Origin of the sequence: Alistipes sp. An54, assembly GCF_002159375.1 — a bacterium.
GTDB classification, from domain to species: Bacteria; Bacteroidota; Bacteroidia; order Bacteroidales; family Rikenellaceae; genus Alistipes; species Alistipes megaguti.
Window position 1 is genome coordinate 85,141 of the sequence record NZ_NFIA01000011.1, and the last position, 21,641, is coordinate 106,781.

General features: G+C 58.6%; 16 protein-coding genes and 6 tRNA genes. 17 read left to right on the forward strand and 5 right to left on the reverse strand.

Annotated features, from left to right (window positions below; all coding sequences use genetic code 11):
* Positions 1-155: 155 nt before the first annotated feature.
* From B5G09_RS10790 to rpoC, 15 genes are all read left to right on the forward strand, one after another.
* A complete protein-coding gene (locus tag B5G09_RS10790) occupies positions 156-1,025 on the forward strand; it encodes a hypothetical protein (RefSeq protein WP_087405155.1) in 870 nt (289 codons plus the stop codon).
* Between the two features lie 138 nt (positions 1,026-1,163).
* Complete coding sequence (locus B5G09_RS10795) at positions 1,164-2,078, forward strand: helix-turn-helix domain-containing protein (protein ID WP_241147640.1); 915 nt, start codon at positions 1,164-1,166, stop codon at positions 2,076-2,078.
* 574 nt (positions 2,079-2,652) lie between these two features.
* A tRNA-Thr gene (locus B5G09_RS10800) sits at positions 2,653-2,726 on the forward strand.
* Positions 2,727-2,818: 92 nt separating this feature from the next.
* A tRNA-Tyr gene (locus B5G09_RS10805) sits at positions 2,819-2,901 on the forward strand.
* Between the two features lie 71 nt (positions 2,902-2,972).
* Positions 2,973-3,048: transfer RNA gene (locus B5G09_RS10810), tRNA-Gly, on the forward strand.
* 131 nt (positions 3,049-3,179) lie between these two features.
* The gene (gene tuf / locus B5G09_RS10815; RefSeq protein ID WP_087309943.1) at positions 3,180-4,367 is read left to right on the forward strand and encodes an elongation factor Tu; all 1,188 of its coding nucleotides are present in this window, start codon (positions 3,180-3,182) and stop codon (positions 4,365-4,367) included.
* A 54-nt stretch (positions 4,368-4,421) separates the two neighbouring features.
* A tRNA-Trp gene (locus tag B5G09_RS10820) sits at positions 4,422-4,495 on the forward strand.
* A gap of 19 nt (positions 4,496-4,514) precedes the next feature.
* Positions 4,515-4,712: a preprotein translocase subunit SecE gene (gene secE, locus B5G09_RS10825; protein WP_087309945.1), complete on the forward strand. Its 198-nt coding sequence runs from the start codon at positions 4,515-4,517 to the stop codon at positions 4,710-4,712.
* Between the two features lie 17 nt (positions 4,713-4,729).
* The gene (gene nusG, locus B5G09_RS10830; protein ID WP_087263051.1) at positions 4,730-5,290 is read left to right on the forward strand and encodes a transcription termination/antitermination protein NusG; all 561 of its coding nucleotides are present in this window, start codon (positions 4,730-4,732) and stop codon (positions 5,288-5,290) included.
* 16 nt (positions 5,291-5,306) lie between these two features.
* A complete protein-coding gene (gene rplK / locus B5G09_RS10835) occupies positions 5,307-5,747 on the forward strand; it encodes a 50S ribosomal protein L11 (RefSeq protein WP_087309949.1) in 441 nt (146 codons plus the stop codon).
* A 12-nt stretch (positions 5,748-5,759) separates the two neighbouring features.
* Complete coding sequence (rplA, locus tag B5G09_RS10840; RefSeq protein WP_087405156.1) at positions 5,760-6,458, forward strand: 50S ribosomal protein L1; 699 nt, start codon at positions 5,760-5,762, stop codon at positions 6,456-6,458.
* Between the two features lie 17 nt (positions 6,459-6,475).
* A complete protein-coding gene (gene rplJ, locus B5G09_RS10845; RefSeq protein WP_087309953.1) occupies positions 6,476-7,000 on the forward strand; it encodes a 50S ribosomal protein L10 in 525 nt (174 codons plus the stop codon).
* A 43-nt stretch (positions 7,001-7,043) separates the two neighbouring features.
* Positions 7,044-7,421: a 50S ribosomal protein L7/L12 gene (gene rplL, locus B5G09_RS10850; protein WP_087263043.1), complete on the forward strand. Its 378-nt coding sequence runs from the start codon at positions 7,044-7,046 to the stop codon at positions 7,419-7,421.
* A gap of 233 nt (positions 7,422-7,654) precedes the next feature.
* On the forward strand, positions 7,655-11,515 hold the full coding sequence (gene rpoB / locus B5G09_RS10855) for a DNA-directed RNA polymerase subunit beta (protein WP_087309955.1): 3,861 nt from the start codon (positions 7,655-7,657) through the stop codon (positions 11,513-11,515).
* Positions 11,516-11,551: 36 nt separating this feature from the next.
* Positions 11,552-15,820 carry a DNA-directed RNA polymerase subunit beta' gene (gene rpoC / locus B5G09_RS10860; protein ID WP_087405157.1) on the forward strand — a complete coding sequence of 1,423 codons (4,269 nt, stop codon included), beginning with the start codon at positions 11,552-11,554 and terminating at the stop codon, positions 15,818-15,820.
* Between the two features lie 514 nt (positions 15,821-16,334).
* Here rpoC and B5G09_RS10865 read toward each other — a convergent pair.
* The 5 genes from B5G09_RS10865 to B5G09_RS10885 form a co-directional block, all read right to left on the reverse strand.
* A complete protein-coding gene (locus B5G09_RS10865; RefSeq protein ID WP_087309959.1) occupies positions 16,335-17,537 on the reverse strand; it encodes an L-serine ammonia-lyase, iron-sulfur-dependent, subunit alpha in 1,203 nt (400 codons plus the stop codon).
* A gap of 78 nt (positions 17,538-17,615) precedes the next feature.
* Positions 17,616-17,687: transfer RNA gene (locus B5G09_RS10870), tRNA-Arg, on the reverse strand.
* A gap of 63 nt (positions 17,688-17,750) precedes the next feature.
* Positions 17,751-19,232 carry an outer membrane protein transport protein gene (locus B5G09_RS10875; protein ID WP_087405158.1) on the reverse strand — a complete coding sequence of 494 codons (1,482 nt, stop codon included), beginning with the start codon at positions 19,230-19,232 and terminating at the stop codon, positions 17,751-17,753.
* A gap of 353 nt (positions 19,233-19,585) precedes the next feature.
* A complete protein-coding gene (locus B5G09_RS10880) occupies positions 19,586-20,794 on the reverse strand; it encodes a pyridoxal phosphate-dependent aminotransferase (RefSeq protein ID WP_087405159.1) in 1,209 nt (402 codons plus the stop codon).
* 32 nt (positions 20,795-20,826) lie between these two features.
* Complete coding sequence (locus B5G09_RS10885) at positions 20,827-21,111, reverse strand: HU family DNA-binding protein (protein WP_262481268.1); 285 nt, start codon at positions 21,109-21,111, stop codon at positions 20,827-20,829.
* Between the two features lie 138 nt (positions 21,112-21,249).
* Here B5G09_RS10885 and B5G09_RS10890 point away from each other — a divergent pair.
* Both B5G09_RS10890 and B5G09_RS14500 read left to right on the forward strand, forming a co-directional pair.
* Positions 21,250-21,334, forward strand: a tRNA-Ser gene (locus tag B5G09_RS10890).
* Positions 21,335-21,459: 125 nt separating this feature from the next.
* Positions 21,460-21,641: Arm DNA-binding domain-containing protein (locus tag B5G09_RS14500; RefSeq protein WP_262481267.1), on the forward strand; the 182-nt coding region annotated here is incomplete at its 3' end.

Below are 21,641 nucleotides of genomic sequence, written 5' to 3' on the forward strand. Positions count from 1 at the left end.
GCTGCATCGCAGATGCGGCCCGTCTTTTTTTGTGTAAATCACCGCTTTTTTCGGGTCGGGGGTGTTGTTTTTTCGCTACAACGTTGTTGTTTTATACTTATATTTGCGGCCGAAGGCAAACAGGATTGATTGCAAGTCTTAATTTGTTGTGTGTCATGAAAAACGGATTCAAAATGATGGTCGTGGCCGCGCTCCTCGCTGCGGCAGCCTCGACCTCCTGCGTCAGCCGGCAGGTCGCTCTTCAGGCCGAAAACCAGCGCGACTCGCTCTCCGTGGTGGTCGGCCAGAAGGATTCGCTCATCAATGTCGTCTTTTCCGATATCAACGCCATCTCGGAAAACCTCGCCCTGATCAAGTCGCGTGAAAATCTGATCACCGTCTCCGAACCCTCCGACGGCGCCCGCCGCCCCGTTGAGGAGATCAACAACGATATCGCGGCCATCGACCGCCTGCTGCAGGAGAACAAGGCCAAGATCGCTTCGCTGCAGCGTACGGCCGCCCAGCTGCGCAAGGCCAATCTGCGCATCGACGCCCTCGAAAAGATGATTGCCGATCTGAACGGCCAGCTCGCCCGGAAGAGTTCCGAAATCGAGCAGCTGCGCGAAAATCTCGCCCAGATGGGTATCGAGGTGCAGACGCTCACCGAAGAGGTTGCCCAGCGCGATGCGCGTGTCGAGAGCCTCAGCGGCGAAAAGGTCGAACTCCAGAACCTGCTCAACACCGTCTACTACATCGTCGGCTCGGAGAAGGAGCTGCGCGATGCCCAGATCATCAACAAGGAGGGCTTCATCGGCCGGACACTGACCGTCGGCGACATGTCGAACCTCGACAGCTTCACGGTGGCCGATTCGCGGCTGCTCACCGAGATCCCCATCGGCCAGAAACGCGTGACGGTCGTCTCGTCCCACCCCGAGGATTCGTATGAACTGGTCACGGCTGCCGACAAGAGCGTCGAGAAGCTTCTCATTACCGATCCGGGCCGCTTCTGGGAATCATCCAGGGTGCTCATCGTAAGCTACAGGTAGCGTCGCGGCCGATCCCTTCGTGAGCCTCTCTGAAAAGGTCCGTTCCCCGTCGGGGACGGACCTTTTCTATTGTGCCGGCGGTCTTTTCATTTGCTTTTCCGGACTTTTTTTGTAATTTTGTCGAAACTTCACTCGTGTATGGATTATCAAACCAAACCGCAGTTTGTGGAGCCGGACCTGAAGGAGAATTGTTCTGCGGATTGTAGTAGTTGTCCTACCTTTCCGGCGCCCTTCCGGCGCGTCGGTGACTCCTCATACTGCCGGTTCTCGCAACTTACGTTCGCCGTCGGTGACGGCGTGACCTTCCCCGCCGATCGGATCGTGCGGATCCTCTTCGTCCTCTCCGGATCACTCCGCCTGCAGCAGGGCGCCGACATGCTGCGGCTCGTCACCTCGAAACAGTGCGTCTGCCTGGCCCGCAACGAACAGATCGTCGCCACGGCTCAGGATGTCGAGACCCGCGTGGTGGTCCTCTCGCTCGTGCATCGCATCGAGTTCTGCGAACAGGACTTCTTCAACCGTCTCCCGCCCTCCGATTCGAAGATCCCTGCCGAAGCGGCCCCCATCCTCTCGATCCATCCGGCCATCGAGCAGCTGCTCGTCTCGTTCTTCGCCATCCCCCAGATGGCCGGCTGTGTCCGCTACCACCGCATGAAGACCTCCGAGCTTTTCATGATGATCAAGGTGCTCTATACGCCGACCGAACACGCCTATTTCTTCCAGGCGCTGGTGCAGCCGCGCGACAATTTCCGCCTCTTCATCTGCAACAACTACGAAAAGGCGCAGGGCGTTACGGAACTTGCCGCCCTGGCCGGCATGAGCCTGTCGGTCTTCAAGCGCCGCTTCGCCGAACACTTCAACGACAGCGTCTATCACTGGATGATGTCGCAGAAGGCCCAGAAGATCTACGCCGATATCCGCGACGGGGAGGACAGCACCAAGGCGCTGATGAAAAAGTACGGCTTCCGCCACTACACGCAGTTCAGCCGTTTCTGCAAAAACTATCTGCAGGCCACTCCGGCGCAGTTGATCAGTTCGGTGCACAGCAAGTGATGCGGCGGGGTCCGCGTGCTGCCGCCGCCGGGTGAGTCGTTTGTCGGTTGCGGAGGCCGTCGGACGTGGAGACAGCGGGCTGAGGAGGCTGCCTGCTGAGCTGTCGGATATGGAGGCGGCCGGGTGAGGCGCTTGTCGGTTGCGGAGGCTGTCGGACGTGGAGACAGCGGGCTGAGGAGGCTGCCTGCTGAGCTGTCGGATATGGAGGCGGCCGGGTAAGGCGCTTGTCGGTTGCGGAGGCTGTCGGACGTGGAGACAGTGGGCTGAGGAGGCTGCCTGCTGAGCTGTCGGATATGGAGACGGCCGGGCGCTTGTGCCGGAGACGCTACGCCGGGGCGGATTCTTCTTCGGACGGCGGGCGGGACAAAGAGTTTTCCTTTGAAGACGATATTTTTTGCCGAACGTGTTGCGTTATCCAAAACTTTTCCTATCTTTGCACCCGATTTCGCCCCCGTACCACAGACGCATGGGCGCCGTTCTTTGAGAAGAGTGAAAAAGTAAAAAATTTGTCAACGAAATATTTGGTCGATAAATTTTTTATGCCTACCTTTGCAATCCAAAACGGTAAATAATTGCCGATGTAGCTCAGTTGGCCAGAGCAGCTGATTTGTAATCAGCTGGTCGTGGGTTCGAATCCCTCCATCGGCTCGGAAGCCGATCCGAGGAGCCTCGCCGGACAGGAGATCCGGAGTGGGGCAGGTTACTGAGGCTCGGTTTTACGCCGCGAAAGCGAAAAACTTGGGAAGTTACCAGAGTGGCCAAATGGGGCAGACTGTAAATCTGCTGGCGTACGCCTTCGGTGGTTCGAATCCATCACTTCCCACTCTATAGGAAAACCGATTGGAGCTCCGTCCGGCTGCATGCGGCAAGGCCACTCCGATACGGGATATTTTTGCGGAAGTAGCTCAGTTGATAGAGCATCAGCCTTCCAAGCTGAGGGTCGCGAGTTTGAGCCTCGTCTTCCGCTCCAACGCAAGCAGCGTGTGATGCAAAAATCCGGTTCGAGGACCGGAGGTTTGTGTCGCCCGCTTGTTCTGCGGAATAAGGATGAATTTTAAAACTTGAAGTAATTTTTAACAATACTTTAAAATACTTAATACTATGGCAAAAGAAAAATTCGACCGGTCGAAACCGCACGTGAACATCGGTACCATCGGTCACGTTGACCACGGTAAGACTACCCTTACGGCCGCTATCACGACCGTTCTGGCAAAGCAGGGCCTTTCGGAGCTCCGTTCGTTCGACTCGATCGACAACGCCCCCGAAGAGAAAGAGCGTGGTATCACGATCAACACCGCACACGTTGAGTACCAGACCGCAAAGCGTCACTACGCTCACGTAGACTGCCCGGGACACGCCGACTATGTGAAGAACATGGTAACGGGTGCCGCTCAGATGGACGGTGCCATTCTGGTTGTAGCCGCTACCGACGGCCCGATGCCCCAGACCAACGAGCACGTGCTGCTCGCCCGTCAGGTGAACGTGCCGAAGATCGTTGTCTTCCTGAACAAGTGCGACATGGTGGACGACCCCGAGATGCTCGACCTGGTTGAAATGGAGGTTCGTGACCTTCTGTCGAAGTACGACTACGACGGCGACAACGCCCCCGTAATCCGTGGTTCGGCCCTGGGCGCCCTCAATGGCGAGCCCAAATGGGAGGAGAAGATCATGGAGCTGATGGATGCCGTAGACAACTACATTCCGCTGCCGCAGCGTGACAACGAGAAGCCCTTCCTGATGCCTATCGAGGACGTATTCTCGATCACGGGTCGTGGTACCGTAGTAACGGGCCGTATCGAGACCGGCGTTATCCACGTGGGTGACCCCGTTGAGATCATCGGTCTGGAGGAGAAGACGCTGACGTCGACCTGCACCGGCGTGGAGATGTTCCGCAAGCTGCTCGACGAGGGCGAGGCCGGCGACAACGTAGGTCTGCTGCTCCGCGGTATCGACAAGAAGGAGGTAAAGCGTGGTATGGTCGTTGCCAAGCCGGGTTCGATCACCCCGCACACGGAGTTCGAGGCTGAGGTCTACATCCTGAAGAAAGAGGAGGGTGGCCGTCACACGCCGTTCCACAACAACTACCGTCCCCAGTTCTATCTGCGTACGATGGACGTAACGGGTGAGGTTCACCTGCCCGCCGGAGTCGACATGGTAATGCCTGGCGACCACGTAACGATCACCGTGAAGCTGATCTACCCGGTAGCCCTGAACGAGGGTCTGCGTTTCGCAATCCGCGAGGGTGGCCGTACGGTAGGTGCCGGTCAGATCCTGAAGATTCTCAAGTAACAAGGATCTATCCCCGATATTACGGAGGCGGTGCTCACCGCACCGCCTCTTCTTAGGAGCATAGTTCAAGGGTAGAATAGCGGTCTCCAAAACCGTTGATGGGAGTTCGAATCTCTCTGCTCCTGCCAGAAAGCAAACGAAAGAGTTATGTTCAACTACTTTAAAGAGTCCTACAACGAGCTTGTTCACAAGGTGACGTGGCCCACGTTCCCGCAGCTCCAGAGCTCAACGATCGTCGTGATGGTGGCTTCGGTCATCTTCGCTATTGTCGTGCTGGCCATGGACCTTACGTTCGAGAACCTCATGGCCGTTATCTACAAGACCCTGGGAAATCTCGGTCGTTAATAGCCTGTCGTTAGAAAATGAGCGAGATTAAGAAACAGTGGTATGTAGTCCGTGCCATTGGCGGCAAGGAGGCGAAGGTCAAAGAGTACATCGAAGCCGAAGTTCGCCACAACCACCTCGAGGACTATATTTCCCAGGTGCTGATCCCCACCGAGAAGGTCTATACGATCCGCAACGGTAAGAAGGTCTCCAAGGAGAAGGTTTCTTACCCGGGTTACGTGTTGGTGGAGGCGGCCTTCGTAGGACAGATTCCCATTCTGATTCGTAATACTCCCAATGTGCTGGGTTTCCTGGGCGATACCAAGGAGGACAGCCGGAAGATGATTGCAACCCCTCTCCGTCCACAGGAGGTGGCCCGCATCCTCGGTCGCGTCGACGAAATGAACGCCATGGAGGAGGAAAACGAAATACCATTCTTTGTCGGCGAGACCGTCAAGGTTACGGACGGTCCTTTCTCGAGCTTCCAAGGTACTATCGAGGCAGTCGACAACGAGCGCAAGAAACTCACGGTATCGGTGAAGATATTCGGGCGCAAAACTCCTATGGAGTTGGGTTTCACACAAGTTGAAAAAGAATAATTAACCAAGGAAAACTATGGCAAAAGAGGTTGCTGCATTTATTAAATTGCAGATCAAAGGTGGTGCCGCCAATCCTTCGCCCCCGGTTGGTCCCGCGTTGGGTTCCAAGGGAGTCAATATCATGGACTTCTGCAAGCAATTCAACGCGCGTACGCAGGACAAGGCGGGCAAGGTCCTGCCGGTGATCATCACCGTTTACAGCGACAAGTCTTTCGAGTTCGTTGTAAAACAGCCGCCCGTAGCCGTCCAGCTGAAGGAAGCTGCCAAGATCAAGAGCGGTTCGGCTCAGCCCAACCGTACGAAGGTCGCTCAGGTCACCTGGGATCAGGTCCGCGAGATCGCTCAGGACAAGATGGCCGACATGAACTGCTTTACGCTGGAATCCGCTATGCGCATGGTAGCCGGTACCGCTCGCAGTATGGGTATCAGTGTCGTCGGAGAATTTCCTAACTTGTAATGACAGAAGAAGATGAGTAAGTTGACAAAAAATCAAAAGATCGCCTACGCAAAGGTGGAAGCCCACAAGGCTTACAAACTGCCCGAGGCCGCCGCTCTTCTGAAGGAAATTACGTTCACGAAATTCGACGCTTCCGTTGATATCGACGTTCGTCTGGGTGTAGACCCCCGCAAGGCCAATCAGATGGTCCGCGGCGTGGTGACGCTGCCTCACGGTACGGGCAAGACCGTTCGCGTGCTGGTGCTCTGCTCCCCCGAGAAGGAGGCTGAGGCAAAGGCTGCCGGAGCCGATTTCGTAGGTCTGGACGAGTTTGTCGACAAGATCAAGGGCGGTTGGACCGACGTTGACGTGATCATCTGTACTCCCAACGTGATGGGTAAGGTGGGAGCCCTGGGCCGTATCCTCGGTCCGCGCGGCCTGATGCCGAACCCCAAGACCGGTACGGTGACGATGGAGGTCGGAAAAGCCGTCAGCGAGGTGAAGGCCGGCAAGATCGACTTTAAGGTCGACAAGTTCGGTATCATCCACACCACGGTAGGCAAGATCTCGTTCACGGCCGAGCAGATCGTCGAGAACGCCAAGGAGGTGCTCAGCACGATCATCAAGCTCAAGCCGGCCGCTGCCAAAGGTTCTTATGTGAAGAGTATCTATCTCTCGACCACGATGAGCCCCGGCGTGCAGATTGATGCCAAATCAGTAGAAACCAAATAACAGGGAGGATAACAGAGATGACTAAGGAAGAAAAACTGGTTGTAATCAACAGCCTCGCCGAGCAGCTCCAGGCTTATCCTCACTTCTACATCGCCGATATCGAGTCGCTCAACGCCGAGCAGACCGCTGCCCTGCGCCGCAAGTGCTTCGAGAGCGATGTGAAGCTGGTGGTCGTCAAGAACACGCTCCTGGGCAAAGCCCTCGAGAAGGTGGAGAAGGCCGATGCTGATCTGGTAAAAGTATTGGAGGGTCCTACCTCGATCATGTTCGCCAACGTGGCCAAAGCCCCGGCGGTGCTGATCAAGGAGTTCCGCAAGAAGTCCGAGAAACCCGTCCTGAAGGCCGCTTTCGCCGAGGGATGCGTCTACATCGGCGACGACAAGCTGGACGCCCTCTGCAACATCAAGAGCAAGGAGGAACTTATCGCAGACGTTATCGCCCTGCTTCAGTCCCCGGCCAAGAATGTTATTTCTGCATTGCAGGCTAATGCAGGCCAAAAGATTGCGGGCCTCGTGAAGACGCTCGAATCGAGAAACAACTAATTTCACAAACAAGAATCAAAAACAAATTAATAAGCTTACTATTATGGCAGACGTAAAGAAACTCGCTGAAGAACTGGTAAACCTGAAGGTTACCGAGGTTAACGAACTCGCTCAGATCCTCAAGGAGGAGTATGGCATTGAGCCGGCTGCTGCCGCTGTTGCCGTTGCAGCTCCCGCTGCAGGTGCCGGTGAGGCCGCTGCTGCCGAGAAGTCGACTTTCGACGTGATCCTGAAGAACGCCGGCCAGGCCAAACTCCAGGTAATCAAGGCCGTTAAGGACATCGCAGGCCTGTCGCTGGGCGATGCAAAGGCACTCGTTGACGGTGCTCCGAAGGCCGTGAAGGAGGGTGTTTCCAAGGAAGAGGCTGAGCAGATCAAGGGCCAGCTCGAGGAGGCAGGTGCTGAAGTTGAGCTCAAGTAGCATTGCTGCTTAAGCCGCATAACACACGAACAGGTATAGGGCTTACCACTGTGTAGGCTCTATGCCTTTTCTTGGTCTAAAGACTGGAAGTGCCGAGTAGGAGCTGTGTCCAGTCTTTGGCGGATGAATGCTCCCGGGGCGCGGATTGCCCTTCGTCGGGAGCATTGCCGGGATAATACCCGCACATTTTGGGGAGCGTAACCCATTACAAGTCAACTAATTTGGATTTTACGATGTCCGCAGCAAAAACACAACAGAGAATTAGCTTTTCCACGGTCAAGAACCGGGTTCCGTATCCGGATCTGCTGGAGGTTCAGCTTAAATCATTCCGGGACTTTTTCCAGATGGACACCACGGCCGAAAACCGTAAGAACGAGGGACTCTACAAGGTCTTTCAGGAAAATTTCCCCATTACGGATACCCGGAACAACTTCGTTCTGGAGTTTATCGACTACTATATCGACCCGCCCCGCTACTCGATCGAGGAGTGTCTCGAGCGCGGACTCACATACAGCGTGCCCCTCAAGGCAAAACTGAAGCTCTACTGCACGGACGATGAGCACGAGGATTTCGGCGTCGTAGTCCAGGATGTCTATTTCGGTACGATCCCCTACATGACCGAGCGCGGTACGTTCGTCATCAACGGTGCCGAGCGTGTCATTGTCTCGCAGTTGCACCGTTCGCCCGGTGTCTTCTTCGGGCAGAGCATGCACACCAACGGTACGAAGCTCTATTCGGCGCGTATCATTCCGTTCAAGGGTTCGTGGATCGAGTTCGCCACGGACATCAACAACGTGATGTACGCCTACATCGACCGCAAGAAGAAGCTGCCCGTCACGACGCTGCTGCGCGCCATCGGCTATGAGGCCGACCAGCAGATCCTCGAGATCTTCGACCTGGCCGACGAAGTGAAGGTCACGAAGGCCAACCTGAAGAAGGCCGTAGGCCGCAAGCTGGCTGCACGCGTGCTCTCGACCTGGGTCGAGGACTTCGTCGACGAGGATACCGGCGAGGTGGTCTCGATCGAGCGTAACAACGTGATCGTCGACCGCGAGACGGTGCTCCAGGAGGAGGACATCGACAAGATCATCGAAAGCGGCGCCAAGACCATTCTGCTGCACAAGGAGAACCAGTCGGGCATCGACTTCTCGATCATCTACAACACCCTTCAGAAAGACCCCTGCAACTCCGAAAAGGAGGCTGTGGTTTACATATACAGGCAGTTGCGCGCCTCGGAGCCGCCCGATGAGGCCACGGCCCGCGACGTGATCGAGAAGCTCTTCTTCTCGGACAAGCGCTACGACCTGGGCGACGTGGGCCGCTACCGCATCAACAAGAAGCTGGGTCTGGACATCGACCCGGCGATCCGTACGTTGACGCGCGAGGACATCATCGCCATCATCAAATACCTGATCCAGCTGATCAACTCGAAGGCCGACGTCGACGATATCGACCACCTGTCGAACCGTCGCGTGCGTACGGTCGGCGAGCAGCTCTCGAACCAGTTCTCGGTGGGCTTCGTGCGCATGGCACGGACGATCCGCGAACGGATGAACGTGCGCGACAACGAGGTCTTCACGCCGGTGGACCTGATCAACGCCAAGACCCTCTCGTCGGTGATCAACTCCTTCTTCGGCACCTCGCAGCTCTCGCAGTTCATGGACCAGATCAACCCGCTGGCCGAAATCACCCACAAGCGCCGTCTGTCGGCCCTGGGTCCCGGCGGTCTGTCGCGTGACCGCGCCGGTTTCGAGGTCCGCGACGTGCACTACACCCACTACGGACGTCTCTGCCCGATCGAGTCGCCGGAAGGCCCGAACATCGGTCTGATCTCGTCGCTGTGCGTTTATGCGCGCATCTCGCCCATGGGCTTCATCGAGACGCCCTACCGCACGGTCGAGAACGGAAAGGTCGATCTGGACAACTCCCACATCCGCTACTATTCGGCCGAGGAGGAGGAGGGCAAGATCGTGGCCCAGTCGAACGTGCCGCTCGGTGACGACGGTTCGTTCCTGCAGCCCGACCGCGTGAAGGCGCGTGAGGGTGCCGACTTCCCGGTAGTGACGGCCAACGAGATCAACCTCATGGACGTGGCCCCGAACCAGATCGCCTCGATCGCCGCCAGCCTGATCCCCTTCCTGGAGCACGACGACGCCAACCGTGCCCTGATGGGATCGAACATGATGCGCCAGGCCGTGCCCCTGGTGACGTGCGAAGCCCCGATCGTCGGCACGGGTATCGAGAAGGACATGATTCCGGACAGCCGCATCCAGATCGTTGCCGAAGGCGACGGCGAGGTGGTCTTCGCCGATGCGACGAAGATCCAGATCCGCTACGAGCGTACGGAGGACGAGATTCTCGTGTCGTTCGCGCCGGAGATCACGACCTACGAACTGCCGCGCTACCGCCGTACGAACCAGAATACCTCGGTGACGCTCAAGCCTACGGTGCTGACGGGCGACCATGTGACCAAGGGTCAGATCATCACCGAAGGTTACTCGACGCAGAACGGCGAACTGGCCCTGGGCCGCAACCTGAAGGTGGCCTACATGCCCTGGAAGGGTTACAACTTCGAGGATGCCATCGTGATCTCGGAGCGTATCCAGCGTGAGGATATCTTCACGTCGGTACACGTCGACGAGTATATCATGGAGGTGCGCGATACGAAGCGCGGTGTCGAGGAGCTGACGTCGGACATCCCGAACGTCTCGGAGGATGCCACGAAGGACCTGGATGCCAACGGTATTGTCCGCGTGGGCGCCAACATCCACCCGGGAGACATCCTCATCGGCAAGATCACCCCGAAGGGCGAGAGCGATCCTTCGCCCGAAGAGAAGCTGCTGCGTGCGATCTTCGGCGACAAGGCCGGCGATGTGAAGGATGCTTCGCTCAAGGCCCAGCCCTCGCTGCACGGCGTGGTGATCGACACGAAGCTCTACAGCCGCGCCAACAAGGACGGCAAGAAGAGCAAGAGCGCCGAAAAGGCCCAGCTGGACAAACTCGACGAGAAGTTCGCAGCCGAAGTTTCGGAACTGACCAAGCGTCTGGTCGGCAAGTTGTGGACGCTGCTCCAGGGCAAGACCACCACGGGCATTACCGACTATTACGGCGTGGAGCTTTACCCGGCCGGCACGAAATTCTCGCAGAAGATGTTCGAGGAGATCGCCCGCAAGTCCTCGGACGAGAAGACCGGTGTGGAGATGGGTTATCTGAACCTCGGATCGTGCAACTGGACCGGCGATGCGCATGTCGATTCGCTGATCGAGGCCACGGTCAACAACTATACGATCGAGTGGAAGAAGGCCGATGCCGCCATCAAGCGTGAGAAGTACAACTTCACCAACGGCGATGAACTGCCCCAGACGGGCGTCATCCAGATGGCCAAGGTCTACATCGCCAAGAAGCGTAAGCTGAAGGTGGGTGACAAGATGGCCGGACGTCACGGTAACAAGGGTATCGTGGCCAAGATCGTGCGCGACGAGGACATGCCGTTCCTCGAGGACGGAACGATCGTCGACATCTGTCTGAACCCGCTGGGCGTGCCTTCGCGAATGAACCTGGGTCAGATCTACGAGGCCGTGCTCGGCTGGGCCGGCCGCGAGCTGGGCGTGAAGTTCGCTACGCCGATCTTCGACGGCGCCTCGCTCGAGCAGATCAACGATTACACGGCGCAGGCCGGTCTGCCCCACAGCGGCCGTACGTACCTCTACGACGGCGGTACGGGCGAGCGCTTCGACCAGCCGGCTACGGTGGGCGTGACCTACATGCTCAAACTGGGCCACATGATCGACGACAAGATGCACGCCCGTTCGATCGGTCCCTACTCGCTCATCACGCAGCAGCCGCTGGGCGGTAAGGCACAGTTCGGTGGCCAGCGTTTCGGAGAGATGGAGGTCTGGGCGCTCGAGGGATTCGGCGCCGCCAACATCCTGCAGGAGATCCTGACCATCAAGTCCGACGACGTCACGGGCCGCGCCAAGGCTTACGAGGCCATCGTCAAGGGCGAGAATCTGCCCAAACCCGGTATTCCGGAGGCCATGAACGTCTTGCTGCACGAGCTGCGCGGTCTGGCTCTCTCGGTGAAACTCGAGTAAGGTTTGTTTAAGAGGATAAGATAAACGAAAACAGATATGCCAAATATCAAAGACAATAAACCGAATAATGGTTACAGCCGCATCTCGATCGGCCTGGCCTCCCCGGAGGAGATCCTGGCCCAGTCGAGCGGCGAGGTGCTGAAGCCCGAAACCATTAACTACCGGACCTACAAGCCCGAGCGCGACGGTCTGTTCTGCGAACGGATCTTCGGCCCGGTGAAGGATTACGAGTGCCACTGCGGTAAGTACAAGCGCATCCGTTACAAGGGTATCGTCTGCGACCGCTGCGGCGTCGAGGTCACCGAGAAGAAGGTACGTCGCGAGCGCATGGGTCACATCTCGCTCGTGGTGCCGGTGGTTCACATCTGGTATTTCCGCTCGCTGCCGTCGAAGATCGGTTATCTGCTGGGCATCCCGTCGAAGAAGCTCGAGGCGATCATCTACTACGAGCGTTACGTGGTGATCAACCCGGGAGCCGCTTCGGAGCAGGGCATCGAGCGTCTGGCCACCCTTTCGGAGAAGGAGTATCTCGACGTGCTGGCCGCCCTGCCGAAGGGCAACCAGTCGCTGGACGATTCGGACCCCAACAAGTTCGTCGCCCAGATGGGTGCCGAGGCCATCTATACGCTTCTGAAGCAGGTCGACCTCGACTCGATGTCGTACGCCCTGCGTCACAAGGCCTCGACCGAGACCTCGCAGCAGCGTAAGTCCGAGGCGCTGAAGTGTCTGAACGTCATCGAGTCGTTCCGCGCCTCGAAGGGCAAGAACAAGCCCGAATGGATGGTGCTGAGCGTCATTCCGGTGATCCCGCCCGAGCTGCGCCCGCTGGTGCCGCTGGATGGCGGACGTTTCGCCACGTCGGATTTGAACGACCTCTACCGTCGTGTCATCATCCGCAACAACCGTCTGAAGCGTCTGATCGAGATCAAGGCCCCGGAGGTGATTCTGCGCAACGAGAAGCGCATGCTGCAGGAGGCCGTCGACTCGCTGTTCGACAACTCGCGCAAGTCCAACGCCGTGAAGAACGAGTCGAACCGTCCGCTCAAGTCGCTTTCGGACTCGCTCAAGGGCAAGCAGGGCCGCTTCCGTCAGAACCTGCTCGGTAAGCGTGTCGACTACTCGGCCCGTTCGGTGATCGTCGTCGGTCCCGAGCTGAAGATGCACGAGATGGGTATTCCGAAGGATATGGCTGCCGAGCTCTACAAGCCGTTCGTGATCCGCAAGTTGATCGAGCGCGGAATCGTCAAGACGGTGAAGTCGGCCAAGAAGATCATCGACCGCAAGGATCCGGTGATCTGGGGCATTCTGGAGAATGTCATCAAGGGCCACCCGGTGCTGATGAACCGCGCCCCGACGCTGCACCGTCTGGGTATCCAGGCCTTCCAGCCCAAACTGATCGAGGGCAAGGCCATGCAGCTGCACCCGCTGGCATGTACGGCCTTCAACGCCGACTTCGACGGTGACCAGATGGCCGTCCACCTGCCGCTGGGCAACGCCGCCATCCTGGAGGCCCAGCTGCTGATGCTCGGTTCGCACAACGTCCTGAACCCCGCCAACGGTGCTCCTATTACGGTGCCGTCGCAGGATATGGTCCTCGGTCTGTACTACATCACCAAGCCCCGCAAGGGTGTCAAGGGTGAGGGCCAGATCTTCTACGGCCCCGAGGAGGCGATCATCGCCTACAACGAGAAGCGCGCCGATCTGCACGCCATCGTGAAGTGTCTGGTCGACGATCTGGACGAGCAGGGCAATCCGGTCCGCGTACTGAAGGAGACCACCATCGGCCGCATCCTCTTCAACCAGGTCGTGCCGAAGGAGGTAGGATATATCAACGAAGTGCTCACGAAGCGTTCGCTGCGTGACATCATCGCCGTGGTGATGAAGAAGGCCGGTGCCGACAAGGTGGCCAACTTCCTCGACGACATCAAGAACATGGGTTACAAGATGGCCTTCCAGGGCGGTCTGTCGTTCAACCTCGATGCCGTGATCATCCCCGAGGAGAAGGAGAAGCTCGTCCAGGAGGGTTACGAGCGCGCCGACGCCATCATGGAGGACTACAACATGGGTCTGATCACCAACAACGAGCGTTACAACCAGATCATCGACGTCTGGACGAACATCAACACCAAGCTGACGAAGGCGGTGATCGATACGCTGATCAAGGATGACGACGGTTTCAACCCGGTCTACATGATGCTCGACTCGGGAGCCCGTGGTTCGAAGGAGCAGATCCGTCAGCTGAGCGGTATGCGAGGCCTGATGGCCAAGCCGCAGAAGTCGGGTGTCGAGGGCGGTCAGCAGGTCATCGAGAACCCGATTCTCTCGAACTTCAAGGAGGGTCTTTCGGTGCTGGAGTACTTCATCTCGACGCACGGTGCCCGTAAGGGTCTGGCCGATACGGCCCTGAAGACGGCCGACGCCGGTTATCTGACGCGTCGTCTGGTCGATGTGGCCCAGGACGTGATCATCAACGAGGAGGATTGCGGCACGCTGCGCGGTCTGACGGCTACGGCCATCAAGCGCAACGACGACGTCGTGCAGACGCTCTACGACCGCATTCTGGGACGTGTGGCTCTGAACGACGTGATCCACCCGCTGACGGGCGAGGTGCTGTGCAAGGCCGGTGAGGAGATCACCGAACCGATTGCCGAAGCCATCGAGAAGTCGCCGCTGGAGTCGGTGGAGATCCGTTCGGTGCTGACCTGCGAGTCGCGCCACGGCGTCTGCGCCAAGTGCTACGGCCGCAATCTGGCTACGGCCCGCATGGTCCAGAAGGGCGAGGTGGTCGGCGTGATTGCCGCCCAGTCGATCGGCGAGCCGGGTACCCAGCTGACGCTGCGTACGTTCCACGTCGGTGGTGTGGCCGGCGGTACGGCCGTCGAGACCAACGTCATCTCGAAATACGAGGGTCGTCTGGAGATCGACGAGCTGCGTACGGTCAAGGGCAAGAACGCCGCCGGAGAGACGATCAACATCGTCATCTCGCGTCAGTCGGAGTTCCGCATCGTCGACCCGAAGACCGAAATCGTCCTCTATACGCACAACCTGCCCTACGGTGCCACGCTCTACATGGAGGATGGTGCCGAGGTCAAGAAGGGCGATCTGATCTGCGAGTGGGATCCCTACAACGCCGTGATCATCTCGGAGTACGAGGGTCGCGCCGTCTACGAGAACATCATCGAGGGTGTCACCTACCGCGACGAGCGTGACGAGCAGACGGGCCTTTCGGAGAAGGTGGTCATCGAGTCCAAGGACAAGACCAAGAACCCGGTCATCAAGATCCAGAACAAGGAGGGCGAGGAGGTCAAGCAGTACAACCTGCCCGTATCGGCCCACATCGTCATCAAGGACAACGCCAAGATCAAGGCGGGCGATATTCTGATCAAGATCCCGCGTGCCGTGGGCAAGTCGGGAGGCGATATCACCGGAGGTCTGCCGCGTGTTACGGAGCTCTTCGAGGCCCGCAACCCGTCGAATCCGGCCATCGTTTCGGAGATCGACGGTGAGGTTACGTTCGGCAAGATCAAGCGCGGTAACCGTGAGATCATCATCACCTCGAAACAGGGCGATGTGAAACGTTACCTGGTACCGCTGTCGCGTCAGATCATCGTTCAGGAGAACGACTACGTCAAGGCGGGCAGCCCGCTGTCGGACGGCGCCATCACGCCGAGCGACATCCTCAACATCCTCGGCCCGACGAAGGTACAGGAGTACATCGTCAACGAGGTGCAGGAGGTCTACCGTATGCAGGGTGTGAAGATCAACGACAAGCACTTCGAGGTGATCGTCCGTCAGATGATGTCGAAGGTCAAGATCGAGGATCCGGGCGATACGCGCTTCTTCGAGGACCAGGTGGTCGACAAGTGGGAGTTCATGGACGTGAACGACGAACTCTACGACAAGGTGGTTGTGACGGATGCCGGCGACTCCACGACGCTGCAGCCGGGTCAGATCGTCTCGCTGCGCAAGCTGCGTGACGAGAACTCGAGCCTCAAGCGCCGCGATCTGCGTCCGGTTCAGGTGCGCGACATCGTACCGGCCACGTCGACTCAGGTGCTGCAGGGTATCACCCGCGCGGCCCTGCAGACCTCGAGCTTCATCTCCGCGGCATCGTTCCAGGAGACCACGAAGGTCCTCAACGAGGCTGCCATCCAGGCCAAGGTCGATCCGCTGGAGAATCTGAAGGAGAACGTCATCTGCGGTCACCTGATCCCCGGCGGTACGGGTCTCCGCGAGTACGACGACCTGGTTGTCGGCGCCAAGGCCGACCTGGAGACACTCAAGCAGCAGTCGCAGGCTCAGTAGCAAACCGGTTCCGAGCCGGGATCTCTCGGGTGGGGGGGGGAAAAAGAACCTGCCGCTTGGGGAGTTCGGTTCGGACGAATCGAGAAAAAAGCCTCTTCCCGATATCGGGAGGAGGCTTTTTTGTGTGGTGTTGTGTGGAAGACGGGTGGAGTGGGAGGAGGTTGAACGGAGGATGGATGTGCGGATGGGTGGAGATGCGGTCTGCCGGGTGAGGCATTGATATCGGAGCCGCTGGAGGTTACCGCGTGTCGGAAGGCTGTCGCGGATCCGCCGCGGGCTGTTGGTGCTGCGGGACGATCGGGCGGCCCGATTGGAGTTCCGCCGGGTAAGAGCGGTTGCCGCACGGCCGGTTTTGCCGGGGCAGGGAGTGACTCATGCGGGCGGCGGGGCTGTCGGTGGAGCGCTCGAATCCTTGGAGCAGGATGGGCCTAACCGAGGCCGGTTGGTGTGGGCGGCGGGGCTGTCGGTGGAGGGCAGTGGCGGGTCGGGTCCGGAGGGCAGGGCCGGCAGACGGCTATTTCCGGTCGTAGTTGCGGGCCAGACCGCCCTCGGAGGTCTCGCGGTAGAGGCTTGGCAGGTCGTGGCCCGTTTCGGCCATCACCTTCACGACCTTGTCGTAGGAGACCAGATGGGCCCCGTCCGAGAGTGTGGCGTAGATATTGGCATCCAATGCCCGGGCTGCGGCGATGGCGTTGCGCTCGATACAGGGGACCTGCACCAGTCCGCAGACCGGATCGCACGTCAGTCCCAGATGGTGTTCGAGTCCCATCTCGGCGGCATACTCGATCTGCGAGGGGGTTCCGCCGAAGAGCTGGCAGGCCGCGGCGGCAGCCATGGCGCAGGCCACACCGACTTCACCCTGACAACCGACCTCGGCCCCGGAGATCGACGAATTGGTCTTGGCGACGTTGCCGAACAGACCGGCGGTGGCCAGGGCCCGCAGGATGCGGATGCGCAGGAAGTCGCGCGAGGTGGCCAGGTGGTAGAGTACGGCCGGCACCACGCCGCTCGAACCGCACGTCGGAGCCGTCACCACCACACCGCCCGAGGCGTTCTCCTCGGAGGTGGCCAGTGCATAGGCGTAGATCTTGGCCCGCGAGGAGAGTGAATCGGCGTAGCTCTTCGACTTGACGAAGTAGGTGGCGGCCTTGCGGGCCACCTTCAGTCCGCCGGGCAGCACACCGTCGTTGTTCAGACCGCGGCGGATCGTTTCGCACATCGAGGTCCAGATCGTGTCGAGGTAGTCCCAGATCTCGGGGCCCTCGCAGTCGTCGACATACTCCCAGTAGGTTTTTCCCTCGCGGTAGCACCACTCCTTGATCTCCGAGATGGTGGTCAGCGGGTAGACGCTCTTCGGGACCTCGAGCCGGGAGGTTTCGTTGGCCAGCGCTCCGCCGCCGATGCTGTAGATGGTCCACGAATCGACGACCTTCCCCTGACGGAGCCCTTCGAAGAGCATTCCGTTGGGGTGGAACGGCAGGACGATGTCGGGCCGCCAGACGATTTCGGTCGGGGCCACGGGATTCAGCACCGAGCAGATGGCGACATCCGTAAGGTGGCCCTTGCCCGTGGCGGCCAGCGATCCGTAGAGGGTGACACGATAGGCGTCGACCTCGCGGCAGCGGTCCACGAAACGTTCGGCAGCCCGTTTGGGGCCCATCGTGTGGCTGCTCGAGGGGCCGTTCCCGATCTTATAGAGTTCTTTGAGCGATTCCATTTTTTTGGCTTCTGGATGGGGCAAAGATACGCAAAAATCCAAAAAAAGAGCGAATCTTTTCGATCCGCTCCCGGCGTGTAGCTCCACCGCGACTCGAACGCGGATTTAGGGTTTAGGAAACCCTCGTTCTATCCCTTGAACTATGGAGCCTTCAGCCATGTGGCGCATACCCGGTGAGAGCATGCGCCACAAAGATAGCAATTTTTTCCGTTTTCAGAAACTGAATCTCACTCCCACGGAGAATACATGGGCGTGAAGCTTGTAATTGCCCGAGAAGACCTCTTCGAGCGAACCGCTCGTGTAGCCGTAGACGGGGTAGGAGCCCGTCCGTTCGGGGTCGGCCGAGGAGACGTAGCAGTAGGCCAGATCGACCGACATGAAGCGTGTCGGCTGCAGGCTCAGACCCGCCGTATAGGCCACCTTGGTCATCGAGGGGGTTTCGGGATTGAGGTAGTCGCTGCTCACGGGGCTCTCGTCGACGTACATACCCATGCGGGCCGAGAGGAAATCCGTCGCCCGATACTGACCGCCGAAGCGGAACGCCAGCGTATTCGAGTAGTTCTTTACGGAGTAGATGTCCTTGATCCCGAGCTCCTTCTCGTTGAACGAGACGTTCAGATCCTTGTAGGCCGACCAGCCGACCCACTGCAGATCGACGGCCAGTTCCCAGCGCTTGGTCGGGCGGAACGATACGCCCCACGTCACGGTCGTCGGCAGCGGCAGTTCGGTGCGGAACGTCCCCTTGTCGAGGGCCGGAATCAGCTCCGTGCCGGGGCTCAGCTGACCGAGCTGCTGGATCAGGGCGGCGGCCGTCGGATCGATGTTCATGGTGGCGTGTCCGCTGTTGACCTTCATGTTCATGCGCGAGCGGTAGCTCATGGCCACGGACCACTGGTCGGTGATGTCCCACAGAATACCGGCGTTCACGCCCACGGCCACGTTGGCCGAGCCTTCGAGGCGGGCCGCCACGATCGACTGATCCATCGTGCTCTCGAGGTATCCCTTGCCGCTCTGCAGCATCTGGAGAACCTCCTGAGCCTGTTGGATCTGTTCGGCGGGAGTCAACGGGTTGTTGATGATCTGATTCATGTAGTTGATCTGCGGGTCGAGCATCCCGGAGATGATTCCCTGCCGGGTGTTTTTCGAAAGGAGCGAGCGCGAGAGATCGAAGTTGCCCCACGTAATCATCAGACCCACGCCGATCGACAGCCGGTCGCAGATCTTGTAGGAGACGGTGGGTTGTACGGTGTAGGCCGCGAGGTTGATCTCCTGGATGAGGTGCGAACCGGACCAGTTTCCGTCCCACTTCATCGACGAACCGTCCGGAGTGTAGAATCCCAGTCCGACAGCCAGCCGGTCGGTGGGTTTGTAGTTGAAGTAGACGTGCAGCGGAGTCGAGAGTTTGTTGTCCGAGGTTTCGGCCGGACCGATCTGATAGTTATTGTCCTTTGTCGGGAGCGAACGGTAGGTGACGTCGGAGAGGATGCCCGTGAATCCGGCCGAGATGTTGAAGCGGCTCTTCTGGAAGGCCGTGGCGGCGGGGTTGAAGTAGATGGATTCCGAGTTCAGTTTCATGGCCGTACCCACGTGTCCCATACCGGTCTGTCGGGCCGACATGTTGTTGACCTGGTAACCTTCGGCGCGGGCGCCCGCAACGATGGCCATGCAGGCCAGAGCAAGGAGAATTTTCTTCATGACGTTTTGGTTTGGTTCATACTCGGCGTGTCGTCGCGACACGCAAAATCGGGGGCAAATGTAGGAAATCTATCCGCGCGGGCCAAACTTTTTGGTCGGAAATTCGGATAAATTGGACTATATGGTAGAAGTTTGGACGAATTGGCCGGTCGGATTGGTTGCTGGGGAGGCGGGCGGGTGTACGGGTGTCGGAGCGGTCGTGGGGGAGACGGTTGCTATTTTTTTCCCCCCCCCAAAAAAATCGACCTCCCGAAAGAGGTCGATTCCTTTCATTCCATTCGGACTCCGTTTGCCTTGCCGTTTAAGGCCGGATCCTTCACTCCGTTCAGTCGGGGAGTCCTCTGCCGGACGCTCTATTGCTGCTCCTGCTGCCGGCTGTTGTAGGCATCGAGGGCTTTGCTCAGGATGAAGAGCGCGCGCTCGAGATCCTCCTTTTTCAATACGTAGGCGATGCGGACCTCGTTGCGGCCGCATCCGGGATCGGAATAGAATCCCGAGGCCGGGGCCATCATCACCGTCTCGCCCTCGTAATCGAAGTGCTCGAGACACCAGGCGCAGAACTTGTCGCTGTCGTCCACCGGAAGGCGGGCTACCGTATAGAAGGCCCCCATCGGGATGGGCGAGTAGACGCCCGGAATACGGTTCAGACCGTCGATCAGACACTTCCGCCGTTCGATATACTCCTCGTAGACCTCGGTGCTGTACGACCGCGGGGCGTCGATCGAGGCCTCGGCAATGATCTGTCCGATGAGCGGTGGCGAGAGGCGCGCCTGGCAGAACTTCATCACCGCATTACGCAGTTCGCGGTTTTTGGTGATCAGCGCGCCGATGCGGATGCCGCACTCCGAGTAGCGTTTCGACACCGAGTCAATCAGCACGACGTTCTGTTCGATCCCCTCGAGGTGGCAGGCCGAGATGTAAGGCGACCCCGTGTAGATGAATTCGCGGTAGACTTCGTCCGAGAAGAGGAACAGGTCATACTTTTTGACGATGTCACGGATGCGGTTCATCTCACGGCGTGTATAGAGGTACCCCGTGGGGTTGTTCGGGTTGCAGATCAGGATGCCACGCGTGCGTGAGTTGATCAGCTTCTCGAACTCCTCGATCGGCGGCAGCGCAAATCCGGTCTCGATCGACGAGACGACGGGGCGGATCACCGCACCGGCCGAAATGGCGAAGGCCATGTAGTTGGCGTAGGCCGGTTCGGGGACGATGATCTCGTCGCCCGGATTGAGGCACGACATGAAGGCGAACAGAACGGCTTCGGAGCCTCCCGTTGTGACGATGATTTCGTCGGGCGAGAGTTTGATCTGGTACTGGTCGTAATAGGTGACCAGTTTTTCGCGCAGCGAACGGTAGCCGTCGCTGGGGCTGTATTCGAGGACTCGGCGGTCGATGTGCTTCAGGGCATCGAGACCGATCTGCGGGGTGGGCAGGTCGGGTTGTCCGATGTTCAGGTGATAGATCTTGATACCCCGGGCGCGGGCGGCGTCGGCCAGCGGCACGAGTTTACGTATCGGGGAGGCCGGCGTCTCGACGGCCCGATGTGAAATTTGCGGCATGTCTCTTGAAAGGTGTCACTTGAGGGGACGGGTCATTCGATCTCCACGGCCGGCCGGAAGCGGATAACCTTGCGTGCCGGGATTTTGACGGCGGCACCCGTGCGGGGGTTGCGGCCCACACGTTCGGCCTTCTGCTGGATGCTGAAACTTCCCAGACCGGTCAGCGTCAGCCGTTCTCCCTCGCGGAGCGCTTGCACCGTGACACGGATCATGGCGTCGATTGCCTTTCGGGCCTCGACCTTCGTGAGGTTTGCGTCGAGGGCAACAGCCTCGACAAACTGGGCTTTGTTCATGGCCTGAGACGTGAAGAGATTAATCCAACCTGTTGACAAAGATAGGTATTTTTTGCAGAAAGTGAAAAACTTCGTTGGAATTTTGAGCAATGACCGGATTGTGGCGGAGAAATTCACCGCTTAGATTTGGCAGAATGGAAAATCGGTGCTACTTTTGTCGCTGGAAAGTTGGCGGAGTGGTCGATCGCGGCGGTCTTGAAAACCGTTGAACCGCAAGGTTCCGGGGGTTCGAATCCCTCACTTTCCGCTGAGATAATACCGAAAATAAAAGCAAATCCCTGTAAATAATGAAATTACGGGGATTTTTATTTTGGCCGAAATGCAGAAAAAGGCATCGAAAAGCGGGTTGCCTGTGGCCTGTTCGGTGTACTTATGGAAAGGACAACATTCGGACTGTTGTTTTACATTCGGCGGGACAAGACCAACAAGCGAGGCGAAGCTCCCGTGTTTATGCGTCTGACAATCAACGGAGAACGCGCTGACGCCTCGATCAAACGCTTCATCGAGCCGCACGCCTGGAACTCGGCAAAAGGAAAAGCCAACGAAAAATGCCG

Coding starts and splice junctions, on each gene's coding strand:
- rplK (WP_087309949.1), top strand. CDS start 5,307: ATGGCAAAAGAGGTTGCTGCATTTATTAAATTGCAGATCAAAGGTGGT.
- B5G09_RS10865 (WP_087309959.1), bottom strand. CDS start 17,537: ATGGAATCGCTCAAAGAACTCTATAAGATCGGGAACGGCCCCTCGAGC.
- nusG (WP_087263051.1), top strand. CDS start 4,730: ATGAGCGAGATTAAGAAACAGTGGTATGTAGTCCGTGCCATTGGCGGC.
- B5G09_RS10795 (WP_241147640.1), top strand. CDS start 1,164: ATGGATTATCAAACCAAACCGCAGTTTGTGGAGCCGGACCTGAAGGAG.
- B5G09_RS10880 (WP_087405159.1), bottom strand. CDS start 20,794: ATGCCGCAAATTTCACATCGGGCCGTCGAGACGCCGGCCTCCCCGATA.
- tuf (WP_087309943.1), top strand. CDS start 3,180: ATGGCAAAAGAAAAATTCGACCGGTCGAAACCGCACGTGAACATCGGT.
- rpoB (WP_087309955.1), top strand. CDS start 7,655: ATGTCCGCAGCAAAAACACAACAGAGAATTAGCTTTTCCACGGTCAAG.
- rplA (WP_087405156.1), top strand. CDS start 5,760: ATGAGTAAGTTGACAAAAAATCAAAAGATCGCCTACGCAAAGGTGGAA.
- B5G09_RS10875 (WP_087405158.1), bottom strand. CDS start 19,232: ATGAAGAAAATTCTCCTTGCTCTGGCCTGCATGGCCATCGTTGCGGGC.
- B5G09_RS10790 (WP_087405155.1), top strand. CDS start 156: ATGAAAAACGGATTCAAAATGATGGTCGTGGCCGCGCTCCTCGCTGCG.
- secE (WP_087309945.1), top strand. CDS start 4,515: ATGTTCAACTACTTTAAAGAGTCCTACAACGAGCTTGTTCACAAGGTG.
- rpoC (WP_087405157.1), top strand. CDS start 11,552: ATGCCAAATATCAAAGACAATAAACCGAATAATGGTTACAGCCGCATC.
- rplL (WP_087263043.1), top strand. CDS start 7,044: ATGGCAGACGTAAAGAAACTCGCTGAAGAACTGGTAAACCTGAAGGTT.
- rplJ (WP_087309953.1), top strand. CDS start 6,476: ATGACTAAGGAAGAAAAACTGGTTGTAATCAACAGCCTCGCCGAGCAG.